15 protein-coding genes are annotated in these 16,783 nt (G+C 65.5%); 11 read left to right on the forward strand and 4 right to left on the reverse strand.

Annotated features, from left to right (window positions below):
• Positions 1-42 precede the first annotated feature (42 nt).
• The gene (locus ACT531_RS03325; RefSeq protein WP_476016458.1) at positions 43-2,325 is read right to left on the reverse strand and encodes a nitric-oxide reductase large subunit; all 2,283 of its coding nucleotides are present in this window, start codon (positions 2,323-2,325) and stop codon (positions 43-45) included.
• 251 nt (positions 2,326-2,576) lie between these two features.
• On the opposite strand from ACT531_RS03325, the gene norR reads away from it, so the two are divergent.
• The 5 genes from norR to ACT531_RS03350 all read left to right on the forward strand — a co-directional run bounded on the left by norR (position 2,577) and on the right by ACT531_RS03350 (position 8,696).
• A complete protein-coding gene (norR, locus tag ACT531_RS03330; protein WP_476016459.1) occupies positions 2,577-4,154 on the forward strand; it encodes a nitric oxide reductase transcriptional regulator NorR in 1,578 nt (525 codons plus the stop codon).
• Between the two features lie 121 nt (positions 4,155-4,275).
• On the forward strand, positions 4,276-5,475 hold the full coding sequence (locus ACT531_RS03335; RefSeq protein ID WP_476016460.1) for a threonine ammonia-lyase: 1,200 nt from the start codon (positions 4,276-4,278) through the stop codon (positions 5,473-5,475).
• Between the two features lie 88 nt (positions 5,476-5,563).
• On the forward strand, positions 5,564-5,710 hold the full coding sequence (locus tag ACT531_RS03340; RefSeq protein WP_203422270.1) for a hypothetical protein: 147 nt from the start codon (positions 5,564-5,566) through the stop codon (positions 5,708-5,710).
• A gap of 95 nt (positions 5,711-5,805) precedes the next feature.
• Positions 5,806-6,516, forward strand: a complete 711-nt coding sequence (gene queC / locus ACT531_RS03345; RefSeq protein WP_476016461.1) for a 7-cyano-7-deazaguanine synthase QueC — start codon at positions 5,806-5,808, stop codon at positions 6,514-6,516.
• A 308-nt stretch (positions 6,517-6,824) separates the two neighbouring features.
• Positions 6,825-8,696: a phosphoenolpyruvate carboxykinase (GTP) gene (locus ACT531_RS03350; RefSeq protein WP_476016462.1), complete on the forward strand. Its 1,872-nt coding sequence runs from the start codon at positions 6,825-6,827 to the stop codon at positions 8,694-8,696.
• 216 nt (positions 8,697-8,912) lie between these two features.
• On the opposite strand, the gene ACT531_RS03355 is transcribed toward ACT531_RS03350, so the two are convergent.
• The gene (locus ACT531_RS03355; RefSeq protein WP_015012002.1) at positions 8,913-9,353 is read right to left on the reverse strand and encodes a hypothetical protein; all 441 of its coding nucleotides are present in this window, start codon (positions 9,351-9,353) and stop codon (positions 8,913-8,915) included.
• Between the two features lie 137 nt (positions 9,354-9,490).
• Between ACT531_RS03355 and ACT531_RS03360 the strand changes: the two genes are divergently transcribed.
• From ACT531_RS03360 to ACT531_RS03380, 5 genes are all read left to right on the forward strand, one after another.
• The gene (locus ACT531_RS03360; RefSeq protein ID WP_476016463.1) at positions 9,491-10,468 is read left to right on the forward strand and encodes a LysR family transcriptional regulator; all 978 of its coding nucleotides are present in this window, start codon (positions 9,491-9,493) and stop codon (positions 10,466-10,468) included.
• A 25-nt stretch (positions 10,469-10,493) separates the two neighbouring features.
• Positions 10,494-11,339 (forward strand): metallophosphoesterase, encoded by an 846-nt coding sequence (locus tag ACT531_RS03365; RefSeq protein WP_015012000.1) that lies wholly within the window; start codon positions 10,494-10,496, stop codon positions 11,337-11,339.
• Between the two features lie 113 nt (positions 11,340-11,452).
• Positions 11,453-11,875: a universal stress protein gene (locus ACT531_RS03370; RefSeq protein WP_015011999.1), complete on the forward strand. Its 423-nt coding sequence runs from the start codon at positions 11,453-11,455 to the stop codon at positions 11,873-11,875.
• A gap of 188 nt (positions 11,876-12,063) precedes the next feature.
• Positions 12,064-12,519 carry a fasciclin domain-containing protein gene (locus ACT531_RS03375; RefSeq protein WP_056057084.1) on the forward strand — a complete coding sequence of 152 codons (456 nt, stop codon included), beginning with the start codon at positions 12,064-12,066 and terminating at the stop codon, positions 12,517-12,519.
• A 55-nt stretch (positions 12,520-12,574) separates the two neighbouring features.
• Positions 12,575-13,513, forward strand: a complete 939-nt coding sequence (locus tag ACT531_RS03380) for a fasciclin domain-containing protein (protein WP_099731587.1) — start codon at positions 12,575-12,577, stop codon at positions 13,511-13,513.
• Positions 13,514-13,614: 101 nt separating this feature from the next.
• On the opposite strand, the gene ACT531_RS03385 is transcribed toward ACT531_RS03380, so the two are convergent.
• Both ACT531_RS03385 and ACT531_RS03390 read right to left on the reverse strand, forming a co-directional pair.
• Complete coding sequence (locus tag ACT531_RS03385) at positions 13,615-14,229, reverse strand: TetR/AcrR family transcriptional regulator (RefSeq protein WP_056057714.1); 615 nt, start codon at positions 14,227-14,229, stop codon at positions 13,615-13,617.
• Between the two features lie 125 nt (positions 14,230-14,354).
• Entirely contained in the window at positions 14,355-15,266 is a 912-nt protein-coding gene (locus ACT531_RS03390; protein WP_476016464.1) for a LysR family transcriptional regulator ArgP, read from the reverse strand.
• Between the two features lie 176 nt (positions 15,267-15,442).
• On the opposite strand from ACT531_RS03390, the gene ACT531_RS03395 reads away from it, so the two are divergent.
• Positions 15,443-16,780: a D-amino acid dehydrogenase gene (locus ACT531_RS03395; RefSeq protein ID WP_343734165.1), complete on the forward strand. Its 1,338-nt coding sequence runs from the start codon at positions 15,443-15,445 to the stop codon at positions 16,778-16,780.
• Positions 16,781-16,783: the final 3 nt, after the last annotated feature.

The raw sequence follows: 16,783 nt of genomic DNA on the forward strand, positions 1-16,783 counted from the left end.
TGCGCTGCCGCCGGGGATGGTGGTGGCAGCGCACGGCGCGGGTCAGCGGCGGGTCTCCGCCAAGGTGGCGCCTGCAGGGACGGCTGGCGCACGCGATCCCAACACGCCGCTCACCACCTGCCAGGCCACGGCCAGCGCGCCGACGATGAAGACCACGTCGCCGAAGGTGCGCACCCAGCGCAGCGTCTGGATGAAGGGCTGCTGCATGAAGGCCTCGCCCCGGGCGTACCACAGGCCTTCGCTCACGCTGGCGTGGAACTGGAACAGGCCGATGGGCAGCAGGCTGGTGGCAATCATCAGCACCAGGCCCGCGTTGAGCCACCAGAAGCCCGTGGCCATGAGCCGGTCGCTGAATACCAGCTGCGGCCGGATGTAGCGCAGCACCAGCAGCGTGAAGCCCAGCGCCAGGAAGCCGTACACACCGAACAGCGCGGCATGCGCATGCACGGGCGTGGTGTTCAGACCCTGCACGTAGTACAGCGAGATGGGCGGGTTGATCATGAAGCCAAAGACGCCCGCGCCCAGCATGTTCCAGAAGGCCACGGCGACGAAGCACATGAGCGGCCAGCGCAGCCGAGCCATCCAGGGCGCGCGGTGTTGCAGGCGCCAGTGTTCCCAGGCCTCATGGCCCAGCACGACCAGGGGCACGACTTCGAGCGCGCTGAAGGCCGCGCCCACGGCCATCACCGGCGTGGTGGTGCCGGCAAAGTACAGGTGGTGGAAGGTGCCGGGCACGCCGCCCAGCATGAACAGCGAGGCCGAGGCCAGGCTGGCCGTGGTGGCCATGCGCACCGACACCAGCCCCAGCGTGGAGAAAATGAAGGCCAGCGCCGTGGTGGCGAAGACTTCGAAGAAGCCCTCGACCCACAGATGCACCACCCACCAGCGCCAGTACTCCATCACCGACAGGTGCGTGCGCTCGCCATAGAAGAAGCCGGCGCCGTAAAACAGGCCGATGGCGATGACCGATGCAGAAAGCAGCGCCAGCAGGTTCTTGTCGCCGGGCTGGCGGAACGCCGGCAGGATGCCGCGCAACATCAGCACCAGCCAGAAGGCCACGCCGGTGAACTTGCCGATCTGCCACAGGCGGCCCAGGTCCACGTATTCATAGCCCTGATGACCCAGCCAGAAGTTCCACTCGGGCGGCATGATCTGCGCAATGGCCAGGTAGTTGCCCGCGAACGAGCCCACCACCACGACCACCAGCGCCCAGAACAGGATGTCCACGCCGAGCTTCTGGTACGCCGGGTCTTTGCCGCCGTTGATGAGCGGTGCGAGGAACAGGCCGGCCGCCAAAAAGCCCGAGGCGATCCAGAACAGCGCGCTCTGGATGTGCCAGGTGCGCACCAGCGAGTACGGGAACCACTGCGACACGTCGATGCCGTAGAACTGCTGGCCTTCCACCGTGTAGTGCGCCGTGAAGCCGCCCAGCAGCACCTGGAAGCTGAACAGCGCGACGATGAGGAACAAATACTTGCCCAGGGCACGCTGCGAGGGCGTGAGCGGCACGCGCGACAGCGGGTCGTGCTTCGGGGGCGTGGGGTCCACCTCGTCGTGCTTGCGCAAGAAGGCCCAGCCCCACACGAGGAAGCCCACGCCCGCCATCATCACGACCACGCTCATCACCGACCACACCATGTTCTCTGCGGTAGGCTTGTTTCCGATGAGCGGTTCGTGCGGCCAGTTGTTGGTGTACGTTGCTGTCGTACCCGGGCGCTCGGTGGCGGCGGCCCAGGCCGTCCAGAAGAAGAAGCCCATCATCTGCGCGCGACGCTCGGCGCTGGGCAAGGTGTTCTCCTTCATCGCGAAATGCTCGCGGGTCTTGTGCAGCGCGGGTGCATCGCTGAAAAGCTGGTCGTAATACAGCGCGGTCTTCGCGATCGCATCGGCCCGTGTGGACGACACCATGGCCACGCCCATTTCGGGGTTGTAGGTGTTGGTGCGGTACTCGGTCTTCATGCGGTCGCGCAGCACGGCCTGCGCGGCGGCGTCGATCTCGGCAAACGGCTTGCCATGCGCGCGCTCGGCCGCGACATCGAGCCAGTTGAGCAGCTCGCGGTGCAGCCAGTCGGCTGTCCAGTCGGGCGCCTGGTAGGCGCCGTGGCCCCAGATGGAGCCCAGCTGCATGCCGCCCACCGACTGCCAGGCGGTCTGGCCGTCCAGGATGCTGTCGTGCGTGTAGAGGATCTCGCCCCCGGCCGTGGCGATGCGCGCGGGGATGGGCGGCGCGGTGCGGTACACCTCGGCGCCGTAGTAGCCCAGCAGGCTGAAGGTGACGATGAGCACGCCGATCAGCGTGAACCAGAGCTTGCGGTAGTTACCCATGGCGGGCCTCCTGCTTCGATGAAACGGCGAACGGGCGGGGCCAGCGAGGGCTGGCCGTCGGGAGGGCCAGGCAGGCCGCAGGTGGACAGGATGTGATGATCATGGTGAGGTGACGAGTGAATCGGTCCACCCCCTATTGCAAGCGCCTGGCCAGCGGCAGCTCCCAATAAAATCAAGTGCTTACGAAGTTCATGGTATTTATTACCCCAGCAGATTGGGGTTAGATTCACCCATATGAGGTAAAAAGCACCATGGATCACCAACCCCTGCTGGCCGACCTGTCCACCGATCTGCCGCAGGCCGTGCGCCTGCAGCGGCTGGTAGACCATCTGCGCGCCCGCTTTCACTGCGGTGCTGTGGCACTGTTGCAACTGGAACAGGACCACTTGCGACCCGCCGCCGTGGACGGCCTGGTGCGCGAGGCGCTGGGACGCCGCTTTGCAGTCAGCCAGCACCCGAGGCTCGCAGCCATCCTGGCGCGGCGGGAGGTGACCTGCTTTGACCACGACAGCACCCTGCCCGACCCCTACGATGGCCTGCTCGACACCCTGGTGGGCGAGCCCCTGCCCGTGCACGACTGCATGGGTGTGAGCCTGCAGGTAGACGGCCAGCCCTGGGGCGTGCTCACGCTCGATGCCTTGCAGACCGGTACCTTTGGAGAGGCTGCGCGCGCCGCGCTGGCCGACTGCAAGGTGCTGGTGGAAGCCGCGGTGCGCATCTCGCGGCTGGAGCGCGAGGTGCAGGCGCTGCGCAGCGCCCCCAACAACCGTGGTGCCGACGACGAGCGCACCGCCCGCGCTGGCGAGGGCGACATGGAGATCGTCGGCCAGAGCGAGCCCCTGCTGCGCCTGCTGCACGAGCTGGAGGTGGTGGCGGGCTCGGACCTGCCCGTGCTGCTGCTGGGCGAAACCGGCGTGGGCAAGGAGCTGTTTGCGCGCCTGCTGCACCGCCAGTCCCCGCGCGCTGCACGCCCGCTGGTGCATGTGAACTGCGCGGCGCTGCCGGAGTCGCTGGCCGAGAGCGAGCTCTTCGGCCACGTGCGCGGCGCGTTCTCGGGTGCGGTGACCGACCGGCCCGGTCGCTTTGAGGCCGCCGAGGGCGGCACGCTGTTCCTGGACGAGGTGGGCGAGCTGCCGCTGGCCGTGCAGGCCAAGCTGCTGCGCACGCTGCAGAACGGCGAAATCCAGCGCCTGGGCGCCGACCGGCCACGCCGTGTGGACGTGCGGGTGGTCGCCGCCACCAATCGCAACCTGCGCGAGCAGGTGGCTGCGGGCGACTTTCGCGCTGACCTGTACCACCGGCTCTCCGTGTACCCGGTGCCCATCCCGCCGCTGCGCGAGCGGGGCAACGATGTGCTGCTCATTGCGGGCCGGTTTCTGGAGTTGAACCGTGCGCGCCTCGGTCTGCGCAGCCTGCGGCTGTCGGCCAGCGCGCAAGAGGCGCTGCGCCGATACCCTTGGCCCGGCAATATCCGCGAGCTGGAGCATGTGATCAGCCGGGCCGCCCTCAAGGCGCTGAGCCGGGGTGTGAGCCGCACCGACATCGTGACGCTGGAGCCCGTGCTGCTGGACCTGGACGCCCACGCCGCCAGCGCAGCCCCTGCCCCGCTGGACGCGAGTGCTCTCGCTCAGGCCACAGAGCCACCCGCGACTGCCTCCACGACGGACACAGCCGGCAGCCCGCTTCGCGACGCCGTGGATGCTTGCCAGCGGCACGCCATCACCCAGGCGCTGGCGCGCCACCAGGGCAACTGGGCCCAGGCCGCGCGTGCGCTGGAGGTGGACGCGAGCAACCTGCACAAGCTGGCGCGCAGGCTGGGTCTCAAATAGATCATCAAAATTGATAGCTGCTAACGCATGATCCTCTTGCGCTTGGAGTACTTTTCACTCCATTTTTCGGCCTGCACCCGCCGCCGCGCTCCAACGGCGCGCATTGCGCCACAATCGGCCCATGCTGACCCTTCAAGACATCCGCGACGCCGCCACCCGCTTACAAGGCCAGGTGCTGGACACCCCCTGTGTCGAATCCAAGACGCTCTCGCAGATCGTGGGTGCGCAGGTGTTCCTCAAGTTCGAGAACCTGCAGTTCACCGCGTCCTTCAAGGAGCGCGGCGCCTGCAACCGTCTCACGCTGCTTACCGACGAGGAGCGTGCGCGCGGCGTGGTGGCCATGAGCGCTGGCAACCATGCCCAAGGCGTGGCCTACCACGCACAGCGCCTGGGCCTGCGCGCAGTCATCGTGATGCCGCGCTTCACGCCCGGCGTGAAGGTGGAGCGCACGCGCGGATTTGGCGCGGACGTGGTGCTGCATGGCGACACGCTGGAAGAAGCCCGCGCCCATGCCTATGCACTGGCAGACGCGCAGGGCCTGACCTTTGTGCACCCGTATGACGATGAAGGCGTGGCTGCGGGACAGGGCACTCTGGGCCTGGAGATGCTGCAGGCCGTGCCCGACCTCGATACGCTGGTGATCGCCGTGGGCGGCGGCGGGTTGATCTCTGGAGTGGCCACGGCCGCCAAGGCGCTCAAGCCGGGCATCGAGATCGTGGGCGTGCAGACCGCACGCTTTCCGGCCATGGTCAACGCCGTCAAGGGTACGCACCACCCGCAGGGCACCTCCACCATCGCTGAGGGTATTGCCGTGGGCACGCCGGGCAAGATCACGCAAGAGATCGTCAAGCGCCTGGTGGACGACCTGGTGCTGGTGGACGAGGGCGACATCGAACAGGCGGTGCTGATGCTGCTGGAGATTGAAAAGACCCTGGTCGAAGGCGCAGGGGCTGCTGGCTTGGCGGCGCTGGTGCGCTACCCCGAACGCTTCCAGGGCAAGCGCGTGGGCCTGGTGCTGTGCGGCGGCAACATCGACCCGCTGCTGCTGGCGGCCATCATCGAACGCGGCATGGTGCGCTCGGGGCGCCTCGCGCGCATCAAGGTCAGCGCACGCGATGTGCCCGGCGTGTTGGCGCACATCACCGCCACCGTAGCCGACGCGGGTGCCAACATCGAGGAGGTGCACCACCAGCGCGCCTTCACCATGCTGGCCGCGCAGAACGTGGAGATTGAGCTGGTGCTGCAAACCCGGGGCAAGACCCATGTCGATGAGGTGCTGGGACAGCTGCGGGCGGCGGGCATGCAGGCCGACCTGATCTGAGAGCCTGTGCATAGAGACCACAGGGTTTTGCCCCTGCACAGGTTCTCGCGGCTAGAATTGCGCAAGTTTTAAGCATCTGGAGCCAACCATGTCTGACCACAACACTTCGCACGCCTCTGCAACGCCATCGAACGACCCCGTGGAAAACGTCGTTCACGTGGTCCCCGTGGTGCTGCCAGTGGTGGGCGGCATCATGATGTTCCTGCTGGCGTTCATCGCCGTGATGATGGCCTGACCGCTCCGGCAGGCATCACCCCCACAGCCCCGCAGTGCGGGGCTTTTTTTCGTCCAGCCCCCCACATTCCATCCTCGTTTGACCTGGAGAACCCCATGAGACCCGGACACGCACTCGTCCTCTTTTCCGGAGGCCAGGACTCCACCACCTGCCTGGCCTGGGCCCTGGAGCACTTTGTCCATGTGGAAACCATCGGCTTTGACTACGGCCAGCGCCACCACATCGAGCTGCAGGCGAGGCAGACGGTGCTGGCGTCGCTGCGCGCGCAGTTTCCGCAGTGGAACGCCCGGCTGGGCGACGACCACATGCTCGACCTGGCGGTGCTGGGCCACATCAGCGACACCGCGCTGACCAGCGACGCCGAGATCCAGATGACTGCGGCCGGCCTGCCCAACACCTTTGTGCCGGGGCGCAACCTGCTGTTTTTCCAGCTGGCGACCGCCGTGGGTTACCGGCGCGGGCTGCACACCCTGGTGGGCGGCATGTGCGAGACCGACTTCTCCGGCTACCCCGACTGCCGCGACGACACGCTCAAGGCGCTGCAAGTGGCGGTGTCGCTGGGCATGGGCCAGCGGTTCACGTTCGAGACGCCCCTCATGTGGCTGGACAAGGCCGAGACCTGGGAGCTGGCGCGGACCCTGGGTGGGCAAGCACTGGTCGATCTGATCGTGAACGACTCGCACACCTGCTACCACGGCGTGCGCGACACGCTGCATGCCTGGGGCTATGGCTGTGGCACCTGCCCGGCCTGTGCGCTGCGCAAGGCGGGCTTTGAGCGCTGGAGCGGTGCGGCGACCCGTCCCTAGCGCCACAGCCCGGCGCCTGCCGGGCGTCGGATCACATGCATAACCCTATGTTTTTTTTGCATGGTTTTGACCCCTGTCTGACAGACAAATGGGCGGCAGATTCATAAAATTGACATCCCAGCCGACCCGCGGAATCCGTGGAACTAGCCTCCACCCGTGGGGCTGACACACGCTCCCGCCCGCCGACTGAGCACGAAAGCCGTTTTTTCAAAGGCAGCGCTCAGCACCGCAATTGCGCCAGGCCTCGCCGTGACCCGTTCGGTCCGCTTCCTTTGGAAAAACGTTTTTTCAACTTAGGAAGCTCCCCGATGAACGCACCCACGATGCAGGGCCTGAATCTCAACGCCCCCGCTTACGTCAAAAACGCCCGGCTGCTCGCCTGGGTGGCCGACATGGCCGCCCTGTGCAAGCCCGACAGCATCTACTGGTGCGATGGCTCCCAGGAAGAGTACGACCGCCTGTGCCAGCAACTGGTCGATGCCGGCACCTTCAAGAAGCTGAACCCCGCCAAGCGCCCTGGCAGCTTCCTGGCCTGGTCCGACCCATCGGACGTGGCCCGTGTGGAAGACCGCACATACATCTGCTCGGCCGCCAAGGAAGATGCCGGCCCCACCAACAACTGGATGGCCCCCGCTGAAATGCGCGCCACGCTGCAGCCGCTGTTTGACGGCTGCATGAAGGGCCGCACCATGTACGTGGTGCCCTTCAGCATGGGCCCGCTGGGCAGCCACATTGCCCACATCGGTGTGGAGCTGACCGACAGCGCCTACGTGGCCGTGAACCAGAAGCTCATGACCCGCATGGGCAAGGCCGTATACGACGTGCTGGGCGTGGAAGGCGAGTTCGTGCCCTGCATGCACACCGTGGGCGCGCCCCTGGCCGAAGGCGAAAAGGACACGACGAGCTGGCCTTGCAACCCCAAGGTCAAGTACATCGTGCACTACCCCGAAACGCGCGAAATCTGGTCCTACGGCTCGGGCTACGGCGGCAATGCGCTGCTGGGCAAGAAGTGCCTGGCCCTGCGCATCGCCTCCACCATGGGCCGTGACCAAGGCTGGCTGGCCGAGCACATGCTCATCCTGGGCGTGACCAACCCCCAAGGCAAGAAGTACCACGTGGCAGCAGCCTTCCCCAGTGCCTGCGGCAAGACCAACTTCTCCATGCTGGTGCCGCCCGAGGCGGGCTTTGCCGGCTGGAAGGTCACCACCATCGGTGACGACATTGCCTGGATCAAGCCCCATGCCGACGGCAAGATGTACGCCATCAATCCCGAGGCTGGCTACTTTGGCGTGGCCCCCGGCACCAACATGCACACCAACCCCAACTGTATGCGCAGCCTGGACAAGGACGTGATCTTCACCAACGTGGCCCTGACGGACGACGGCGACGTGTGGTGGGAAGGCATGGAAAAGGACACCGGCAAGCTGCCCGACCACCTGATCGACTGGCAAGGCAAGGACTGGACGCCCCAGATCGCCAAGGAAACCGGCGCCAAGGCTGCCCATCCGAACTCGCGCTTCACCGTGGCTGCCACCAACAACCCGGCGCTTGACCCTCAGTGGGACGATGCCAATGGCGTGGCCATTGACGCCTTCATTTTCGGCGGCCGCCGCTCCACCACCGTGCCGCTGGTAACCGAAGCCCGCACCTGGACCGAAGGCGTGTACATGGCAGCGACCATGGGTTCCGAAACCACCGCCGCCGCCTTTGGCGCCCAGGGCGTTGTGCGCCGTGACCCCTTCGCCATGCTGCCGTTCTGCGGCTACAACATGAGCGACTACTTCCAGCACTGGCTGAACATGGAAGGCCAAATTGCCGCCACCGGCAAGGCGCTGCCCAAGGTGTTCTGCGTGAACTGGTTCCGCAAGGACGAAGCCGGCAAGTTCGTCTGGCCCGGTTATGGCGACAACATGCGCGTGCTCAAGTGGATGATCGACCGCATCGAAGGCCAGGCCGCCGGCCAGGAAACCATGTTCGGCGTGGCCCCGCAGTACGCCGAGATCAACTGGACCGGTCTGGATTTCAGTGCCCAGAAGTTCGACGCCGTGACCAGCATCGACAAGGCCGCATGGACGGAAGAGTTCAAGCTGCACACCGCACACTTTGAGCAGCTGGCCTACCACCTGCCCCAAGCGCTGCTCGATACCAAGGCGCAACTGGAAAAGCGCCTGGCGGCCTGATACGCCCATTCGATCCAGGAAGCTCCCCCACTCAAAGCCGTCTCGCACTCGCGGGACGGCTTTTTTTCGCCTCCGCGCTGCAGCTACAGCAGCGGCCTGGAGCACCAGGAATGGGGCATGTGGGGCATGACAAACGCAGACACAAAAAAAGCCGTGGCGTCTGCCACGGCTTAAATTCGCTGGATTGCGCAGCGTGTGCTGCGCTAAACCCTCAGTTCAGTAGTACTTGCGAATGCTGTCCACGGTGGGAATGCCCATTGCGTGGTTCAGCTCGGCCATGATGCGGGGGTCCTTCAGGGCGACTTGCCAGGTGCGCTGGTCTTCAGCGGCGCGGCGACGGCTTTCGGCCCAAGCCAGCGCGGAACCGCGCAGCGCCACACCGGCGCGACGGGCAGGGCTGGTCAGCAGGGCCAGCGCGGCGAAGGCCACGAGCCACAGCACCATCCAGGCAGCCAGCAGGTGGCCTTCGGTCCAAGTGTCGATCACCTGGTTGGCAACCACCAGCAGCGCGGAGACCACGGCGGCCAGCAGCAAGGAGGCTGCGCCACGCGCGCCGTCAAAATGGGCGGCAGCGCTCTTCAGGGCGGCGGCAGCGTTTTCGGCGCGGACAACGCCGGGGTGTTCGGTGGGGTACTCAACGTGTGCAAAGGCGGTCATTTCGGTTTCCCTTTTCTAACGCTTGTGGCGAGATTGCCGGGCGATGGGGTGATATTAGGGTTTACCCTTTGCATGTTCAAGTTTATATTTTGAATCATTGATATTCATATCAGTGATGAATATGCTGTAGGGTCACCATGACCCCTCTGAACTTCCGCTCCCTGGACCTGAACCTGCTGCGCGTCTTTGACGAGGTGATGGCCGAGCGCAGCCTTACCCGGGCCGCGCACAAGCTCTCCATCACCCAGCCGGCCGTCAGCAACGCCATGCGGCGCCTGCGGGACGTGGTGGGCGATGAACTGGTGGTGCGCAGCGGCCAGGGGGTGGAGCCCACGCCGCGCGCACTGGCCCTGTGGCCGCCGGTGCGCGAGGCCCTGGCCCATTTGCAGGAGTCCCTGGCGCCCGGTCACTTTGACCCGGCAACGGCCGAGTCCACCTTTGTGCTGGCCATGGCCGATGCCACGGCGGCGACGCTGGTGCCCGCCCTGGTGGAAATCATCGAGCGCGAAGCCCCTGGCATCTCCATTCGCGTGCTGCCGCTCACCACGCGCGACCCCCGGCGCCTGCTAGAGGAAGAGGCGGCCGACATGGCCGTGGGCTACTTTCCCGCAGCGCTTGCCGACCTCACCGCGCGGGCGCAATCGGGCGGCGTGGTGGCCTTTGAAAGTCGCCGACTGTACGACGGCGAATACGTGTGCGTGATGCGCCAGGGCCACCCTTTGGCCGACGCCCCGCTGACGCTGGACACCTACTGCGCCGCGCGGCACATGCTGGTGAGTTTTTCGGGCCGCCCTTTTGGCTTCATCGACGAAGCCCTGGCGTCGCTGGGCCGCGAGCGTAAGGTGGTGATCACGGTCAATCAGTTCTTCACGGCAGGGCGGGTGGTGTCGGGCTCGGACCTGTTGACCGTGCTGCCACGCCACTTTGTGCCGGTGACCGGCATTGCCGACGCCCTGGAGCAACGGGCCCTGCCGCTGGACGTGCCCGCCGTGCACGTAGATGCCCTGTGGCGCCGGCGCGGCCCCCAGCAGGCCGCGATGACCTGGCTGCTGCAGGCCCTCGCGCAGTCAGCGCGACGCACCTTCCCCGGGCAGGACCTGCACGGCACGCCGTAGACTGCACCCATCTGCGCCCAATCTGATGAATATCCAGCTTCTCTCCGACCTCCATCTGGAGGCTCACCCGCACTTTGTGCCCGAACCCGCCCCCGGCGCCGATGTGCTGGTGCTGGCGGGGGACGTGGGCTCCTACCAGCAGGGCTCTCAACTGGACGACGACGACTTCGGCCTGGCCCGGTTTTCGACGTTGCCCCAATATGCAGGCTGGCCGACCCCCGTGCTGTTTGTGCCCGGCAACCACGAGTACGACGCCCAGGACTTCGATGCCGCGCACCTGCGCCTGCGCCAGACCTGCGAGCGACTGGGCATTGTGTGGCTGGAGCGCGAAACCCTGGTGCTGCAAGGCGTGCGTTTTGTCGGCACGACGCTGTGGAGCGATTTCGACGCACTGGCCGACCATGAGGGCACGACCGACCTCACGCGCCGGCTCAAGCTGCGGGACAAGGCCTTTCGCGCGGCCAACTTCTACCTGCGCAAGACCGGGGGCACGCGCCACACAGAGCCGTTTCTGGCCGAGCCCATGCGCGAGCAGGCGCTGGTCTGCCAGCAGTGGCTGCGCGATGTGCTGCAGCAGCCTTTTGACGGCCCCACCGTGGTCGTCACCCACTTTGCGCCCAGCCTGCGCAGCGCCGACCCCCGCTACGGTCTGGTGCCTGGCACAGCAGGGTTTTGCAACGCACTGGACGACCTGCTGATGCACACCCCGCTGTGGCTGCATGGCCACCTGCATGCGCCCAGCGACTACACCGTGCAGGGCCAGCGCAGCGACGGATCGCCCTGGCAGTGCCGGGTGGTGGCCAACCCGCTCGGTTACGCACGCAAGGGCGAGCAGGCAGCGTTTCAGCCGCGCTGCGTGGTCACCGTATGATCAGCATGCGGTTCGTACGAATCCGCCACGCGCCGAACAGAACAACATGACCCAGGTCAAGACAACAGGCACCCGCGCAGAGTAGTCTGCCCCATCCCTTTTCGGAGAACACCATGAACATCCTGCTTGCTGTCGATGGCAGCGCCTACACCAAGAAAATGCTGGCCTACCTGGCCACCCACGAAGAACTGCTGGGCGGCACCCACACCTACACCGTGCTGACGGTGCAGGCCCCGCTGCCTCCCCGCGCCCGTGCCGCGCTGGGCAAGGAAGTGGTGGACAACTACCACGCCGAAGAAGCCGAAAAAATCCTCGCACCGGTGTGCAAGTTCCTCGGCCGCCATGGCGTGGATGCCAAGCGCAGCGTCAAGGTCGGCGCGGTGGGCGAAACCATCGCCAAGGTGGCAGACACCGGCAAGTTCGACCTGCTGGTTATGGGTTCGCACGGCCATGGTGCCATCGCCACGCTGGTGATGGGCTCGGTGACCACCCAGGTGCTGGCGCACAGCAAGGTACCGCTGCTGATCGTTCGCTGAACTGCCAGCTCCGCTGCGCAACTGCGCAACACCATCCAAAAGCCCTGCCTTGCAGGGCTTTTTTTCATCTCGTTACGACTAAATGGTTATTGAATAACCAATCAGTTTACTTTTGTACCAAATGGTTATACATTCGCGCCACGCCCATCTTGGCGTGTCAATTCCATCGAAACCGAGAGGAACGACCCATGAAGAAGACTCTGATTGCACTCGCTCTGACCGCTGGCGCCACCTTCAGCGCCATGGCGCAAGACATCGTCGATACCGCTGTGAAGGCGGGCAACTTCAAGACCCTGGTGGCCGCCGTGCAGGCCGCCGGTCTGGTGGACACCCTCAAGGGCCCCGGCCCATTCACGGTGTTTGCTCCCACCGACGAAGCCTTCGCCAAGATCCCCAAGGCCACGCTGGACGGCCTGCTGGCCGACAAGGCCGCACTGACGAAGGTGCTGACCTACCACGTGGTGCCCGGCAAGGTCATGGCCAAGGATGTGAAGGCCGGCAAGGTCAAGACCGTGCAAGGCCAGGAACTCACCGTCACCACCAACATGGGCGTGATGGTGGACCAGTCCAAGGTCATCGCCGCCGACGTGGCCGCCAGCAACGGCGTGATCCATGCGATCGACACGGTGCTGATGCCCAAGTAAGCCACAGGCACCACTGCTCTTTTCACCCACCATCCATTCACGAGGAGAAGCCGCCATGAACACCGTATTCAATCGCCGCACCGTCCTGATGGCCGCCGCCCTGGGCGCCAGCACCACCCTGTTGCAGGCCTGCGGGGGCAGCGACGACGAACCCCAGCGCAACATCGTCGAACTGGCGCAAAACACCCCCGAGCTGAGCATCCTGGTCGAAGCCGTGGTCGCAGCAGGCCTGGCGCCCACGCTGAGCACAGGCACGCTCACCGTGTTCGCGCCCACCAACGCAGCGTTTGCCGCGTTGCTGACCGAACTGGGCGTGACCAAGGAAGCGCTGCTGGCCAACAAGCCCCTGCTGACCGCCGTGCTGACCTACCACGTGCTGGGCAGCAAGGTGATGCGGGCTGATGTGCCTCTGGGCAAGGCGATCACGCCGGTGTCGGGCGGCTTCTTCAAGATCGAGTCGAACAACGGCCTGAAGATCACCGACGGCCGCAACCGCGTGAGCACCATCACCAGCACCGACATCCAGGCCAGCAACGGCGTGGTGCATCTGGTGGACAAGGTGCTGCTGCCCGCCGACAAGGACATCGTGGCCACGGCCTCGGCCCTGCCGGACTTCAGCATCCTCGTCGAGGCCGTAGTGGCCGCGGGCCTGGTGAGCACACTGCAAGGCGCTGGCCCTTTCACTGTGTTTGCCCCCACCAACGCCGCGTTTGCTGCGCTGCTGACCGAGCTGGGCGTGACCAAGGACGCGCTGCTGGCCAACAAGACCCTGCTGACCCAGGTGCTGACCTACCACGTGGTGCCCGCGCGCGTGCTCAAGGCCGAAGTGCCCGTCAATACCGCCATCACCACCGTGCAGGGCCAGACCTTCACCATCAACGCCAGCTTGGTGATCACCGACCAGAACATGCGCACCAGCAGCATTGTGGCCACCGACGTATTCACCAGCAATGGAGTGATCCACGTGGTGGACAAGGTGATCCTGCCCAAGTGACAGGACCGCAGGTGCTGCCTGGCCCCACCGGCGCAGCACCCACACAGCAAAAAGCCCGGCATGCCGGGCTTTTTGCTGTGTGGCCTATGAAGCTGCCTGGCTCAACGCGCCGCCAGCCCGTCAAAACAGGTGCGCACCACCAGGTCCACGATTTCGGCGTCCGAATACTGCCCGCCTTCCTTGAGGAAGCTCACCACCGGGTCGCACGCACGCGCATACAGGGTGTACAGCACGACCAGCGGTGGCAGCGTGGGGCTGATCACCCCTTGGGCCTGGGCCTGGGTGATCCATTCGCCGATCTGGTCGCTCACAGCCACTAGTCCGTTCAGGTAGTCCTTGTTGGCCATGAGCACCGCACGCAGCGTGGAGTTGCGGCTGGGCAGCAGGGGCATCTCGTTGGTCAGCAGCCGCTCCAGCGACCAGCGCACCAGCGCATGCAGCTTTTCCAGCGGGGGCATGTCGGCCGGCAACCCTGCCAGATAAGCCTGTACGCGCCCCAGGATCTGCACCATGGCGGCGCTGCACAGCTCTTCCTTGCTGCAGAAATGCTTGTACAGGCTGGCCTTGGCGATACCGACGGCGTTGGCCACGTCGTCCATGGTCATGGCGTCGAAGGCTTTTTCGCCCAGCAGGCGGCAAGCGGACTGGAGGATGGCATCCTCGCGGGCCTGATGCATCTGCTCCTTGAAAGAGACTTTGGGTTGCGGCGTTTGCATGGCGTCTATTTTATACATTGCAGTAAAAAAATAAATGACTAAGTTGCAATGCAACTACGTCGTTCACGTTTTTGACAGCACAAACCGTGCCTTGTGCCCCGCATGTGGCGAACAGCAAGGCCGTGTCAGGACACCAGCGCCTGGGCCGCGGCGCCCGTCAGCGCTGCCGACAATGCATCCAGCAGTTCGGACTCCAGGTTCCAGCAATGCCAATAGAGCTGGATCGGCAGTGAGCGGCCTGGGGCCAGGTCAACCATGCTGCCGTCGGCCAGCGCCTGCCGCGCCATCAGCTCGGGCATCACCCCCACGGCCCAGCCAGCGGCCACCGCGCGCATCTGCGCCTCGGAGCCCGGCACAAACAGGTGGTTGAGCGCCACGCGCTTGAGCCCGAACGCACGGGCCACAAACTCGGCCGCCATGTCGTCCTTGCGGTTGAACGACAAAAACGACACATCGCGGAAGTTGTGGGGCGTCAGCCCCTGCGGCAGGTACTGCTCCGCATAACTGGCCGACGCCACCGCCACATAGGGCATGGCCCCGAGCGGCACCATCTTGCAGCCACGCAGTGCCTGCTTGAGCGTGGTCACGCAGCCCAGCACCTGGCCGGAGCGTAGCCATTCCTGGGTGAAGTCCTGGTCGTCCACGATGATTTCGAGCGGCAGGCGCTGGCGCACCAGATCGTGCAGCGCGCCCATGGCCCAGGTGGCGATGCTGTCGGCGTTGATGGCGATCGAGATGCGCTCGTCCTCGCGCGAGCCCCCCGGTGCACTGGGCGCCAGCTCCTGCAGGTCGCGCTCCAGGTCGGCGCGCAGCAGGCGCATCTGCTTGGTGTGCTTGAGCAGTAGCTGCCCGGCCGACGTAGGCCGCAGCGGGCGGCTGCGCACGATGAGCACCGAGCCCACCTGCGCCTCCAGCGCACGCAGGCGCTGCGAGACGGCCGACTGCGTGACGTTCAGGCGCTGCGCAGCGCGCTCGAAGCCGCCCTCTTCAACGATGGCGGCAAGGCATTCCAGGGCGGCGGGATCGTAGGTGCTCATGGTCTCGGACTCGAACAAAAGAGGGTTGTCTCCGCAGCGCTATTCATTAGGTGCGCTGATGTTTTTGGAGTAAGTTTAATTTTGCTTTTAGTTGAATGCAATGTCGCGCACACTGCGCCCCATCGTGTCCCGCACTGGGGCGTGTGGCACGCAAAGGCTCACAAGGCATTCCGCATATGAAAACCATTGTTCTCGGCGCCGGCATCATCGGCATCAGCACAGCGTGGCACCTGCTGGAACGCGGTCACGAAGTCATCGTGATCGACCGCCAGCCCGATGCAGCACTCGAAACCAGTTTTGCCAACGCGGCGCAGATCTCGGTGAGCTACTGCGAGCCCTGGGCCAACCGCGAGGCGCCGCTCAAGGCGCTCAAGTGGATGTTCGACAAAGAGGCGCCGCTGCTGTTTCGCCCGCAGATGGACTGGCAGCAATGGCGCTGGGGCCTGCAGTTCCTGGCGCAGTGCAACGATGCGGCCTTCGAGCGCAATGTGCAACAGATTGTGGCGCTGGGCGCCTACAGCCATGCCGCACTGAAGGACCTGGTGAAAACCACCGGCATCGAATACAACCGGCTCGAACGCGGCATTGCCCACTTCTACACCGACCAGAAATCGTTTGACGCCGCAGGCCATGCCGTGGAGCTGATGCGCAAGCACGGCGTGCAGCGCCGCCTGGTGAGCCGCGATGAGCTGCTCAAGATCGAACCGGCCTTCAAGGCCTACGGCGACAAGATCACCGGCGGCACCTACACCAGCACCGACGAGAGCGGCGATGCACGGGTCTTCACCCAGGAACTGGCCCGCCGCTGCGCGGCACGGGGCGTGCAGTTCCTGTACGGCCACGATGTGCTGCGTCTGAACAAGATTGGCAATGCTATTGATTCAGTAGCAGTCATGCCAAATTCCACTAGCGCAAGCGGCAAAAAAGACTTCATATTGAAGGCGGACGCCATTGTGGTGGCCTGCGGCTCGTACAGCGCGCCGCTGCTGCGCAGCGTGGGCGTGGACCTGCCGATCTACCCCGGCAAGGGCTACAGCGCGACCTTCCCGCTGCTCAAGCCCGAGGGTGCACCCATGGTCTCCACCATCGACGACGGCAAGAAGATCGCCATGAGCCGCCTGGGCAACTTCCTGCGCGTGGCGGGCACCATCGAGCTCAACGGCTGGGACCTGACCCTCGACAGCTCCCTGGCCCGCGCCCGCTGCCACATGCTCTCGCGCCGCATCGAGGCCATCCTGCCCGGCGTGTGCGACACCCGCACGCCCGAGGAAGGCGGCAACCCGCAGTACTGGACCGGTCTGCGCCCCGCCACGCCCACCAACATCCCGTTCATCGGCCGCACCCGCGTGGGCAAGCTCTGGGTGAACGCGGGCCACGGCACACTGGGCTGGACGCACGGTGCGGGCTCGGGCAAGGCCCTGGCCGAGCTGATCAGCGGCGAGCAGCCTGCGATGAACTTCGGCTTTCTGGGGGCCGAAGCCGTGCGCGCGCCGCGCACCGTGGTCGCGGCCTGATAG

The organism is Acidovorax sp. DMC1 (genome assembly GCF_056314325.1).

Coding starts and splice junctions, on each gene's coding strand:
- ACT531_RS03370 (WP_015011999.1), top strand. CDS start 11,453: ATGAACATCCTGCTTGCTGTCGATGGCAGCGCCTACACCAAGAAAATG.
- ACT531_RS03340 (WP_203422270.1), top strand. CDS start 5,564: ATGTCTGACCACAACACTTCGCACGCCTCTGCAACGCCATCGAACGAC.
- ACT531_RS03325 (WP_476016458.1), bottom strand. CDS start 2,325: ATGGGTAACTACCGCAAGCTCTGGTTCACGCTGATCGGCGTGCTCATC.
- ACT531_RS03385 (WP_056057714.1), bottom strand. CDS start 14,229: ATGCAAACGCCGCAACCCAAAGTCTCTTTCAAGGAGCAGATGCATCAG.
- queC (WP_476016461.1), top strand. CDS start 5,806: ATGAGACCCGGACACGCACTCGTCCTCTTTTCCGGAGGCCAGGACTCC.
- ACT531_RS03380 (WP_099731587.1), top strand. CDS start 12,575: ATGAACACCGTATTCAATCGCCGCACCGTCCTGATGGCCGCCGCCCTG.
- ACT531_RS03390 (WP_476016464.1), bottom strand. CDS start 15,266: ATGAGCACCTACGATCCCGCCGCCCTGGAATGCCTTGCCGCCATCGTT.
- ACT531_RS03360 (WP_476016463.1), top strand. CDS start 9,491: ATGACCCCTCTGAACTTCCGCTCCCTGGACCTGAACCTGCTGCGCGTC.
- ACT531_RS03365 (WP_015012000.1), top strand. CDS start 10,494: ATGAATATCCAGCTTCTCTCCGACCTCCATCTGGAGGCTCACCCGCAC.
- ACT531_RS03335 (WP_476016460.1), top strand. CDS start 4,276: ATGCTGACCCTTCAAGACATCCGCGACGCCGCCACCCGCTTACAAGGC.
- ACT531_RS03350 (WP_476016462.1), top strand. CDS start 6,825: ATGAACGCACCCACGATGCAGGGCCTGAATCTCAACGCCCCCGCTTAC.
- ACT531_RS03355 (WP_015012002.1), bottom strand. CDS start 9,353: ATGACCGCCTTTGCACACGTTGAGTACCCCACCGAACACCCCGGCGTT.
- ACT531_RS03375 (WP_056057084.1), top strand. CDS start 12,064: ATGAAGAAGACTCTGATTGCACTCGCTCTGACCGCTGGCGCCACCTTC.
- ACT531_RS03395 (WP_343734165.1), top strand. CDS start 15,443: ATGAAAACCATTGTTCTCGGCGCCGGCATCATCGGCATCAGCACAGCG.
- norR (WP_476016459.1), top strand. CDS start 2,577: ATGGATCACCAACCCCTGCTGGCCGACCTGTCCACCGATCTGCCGCAG.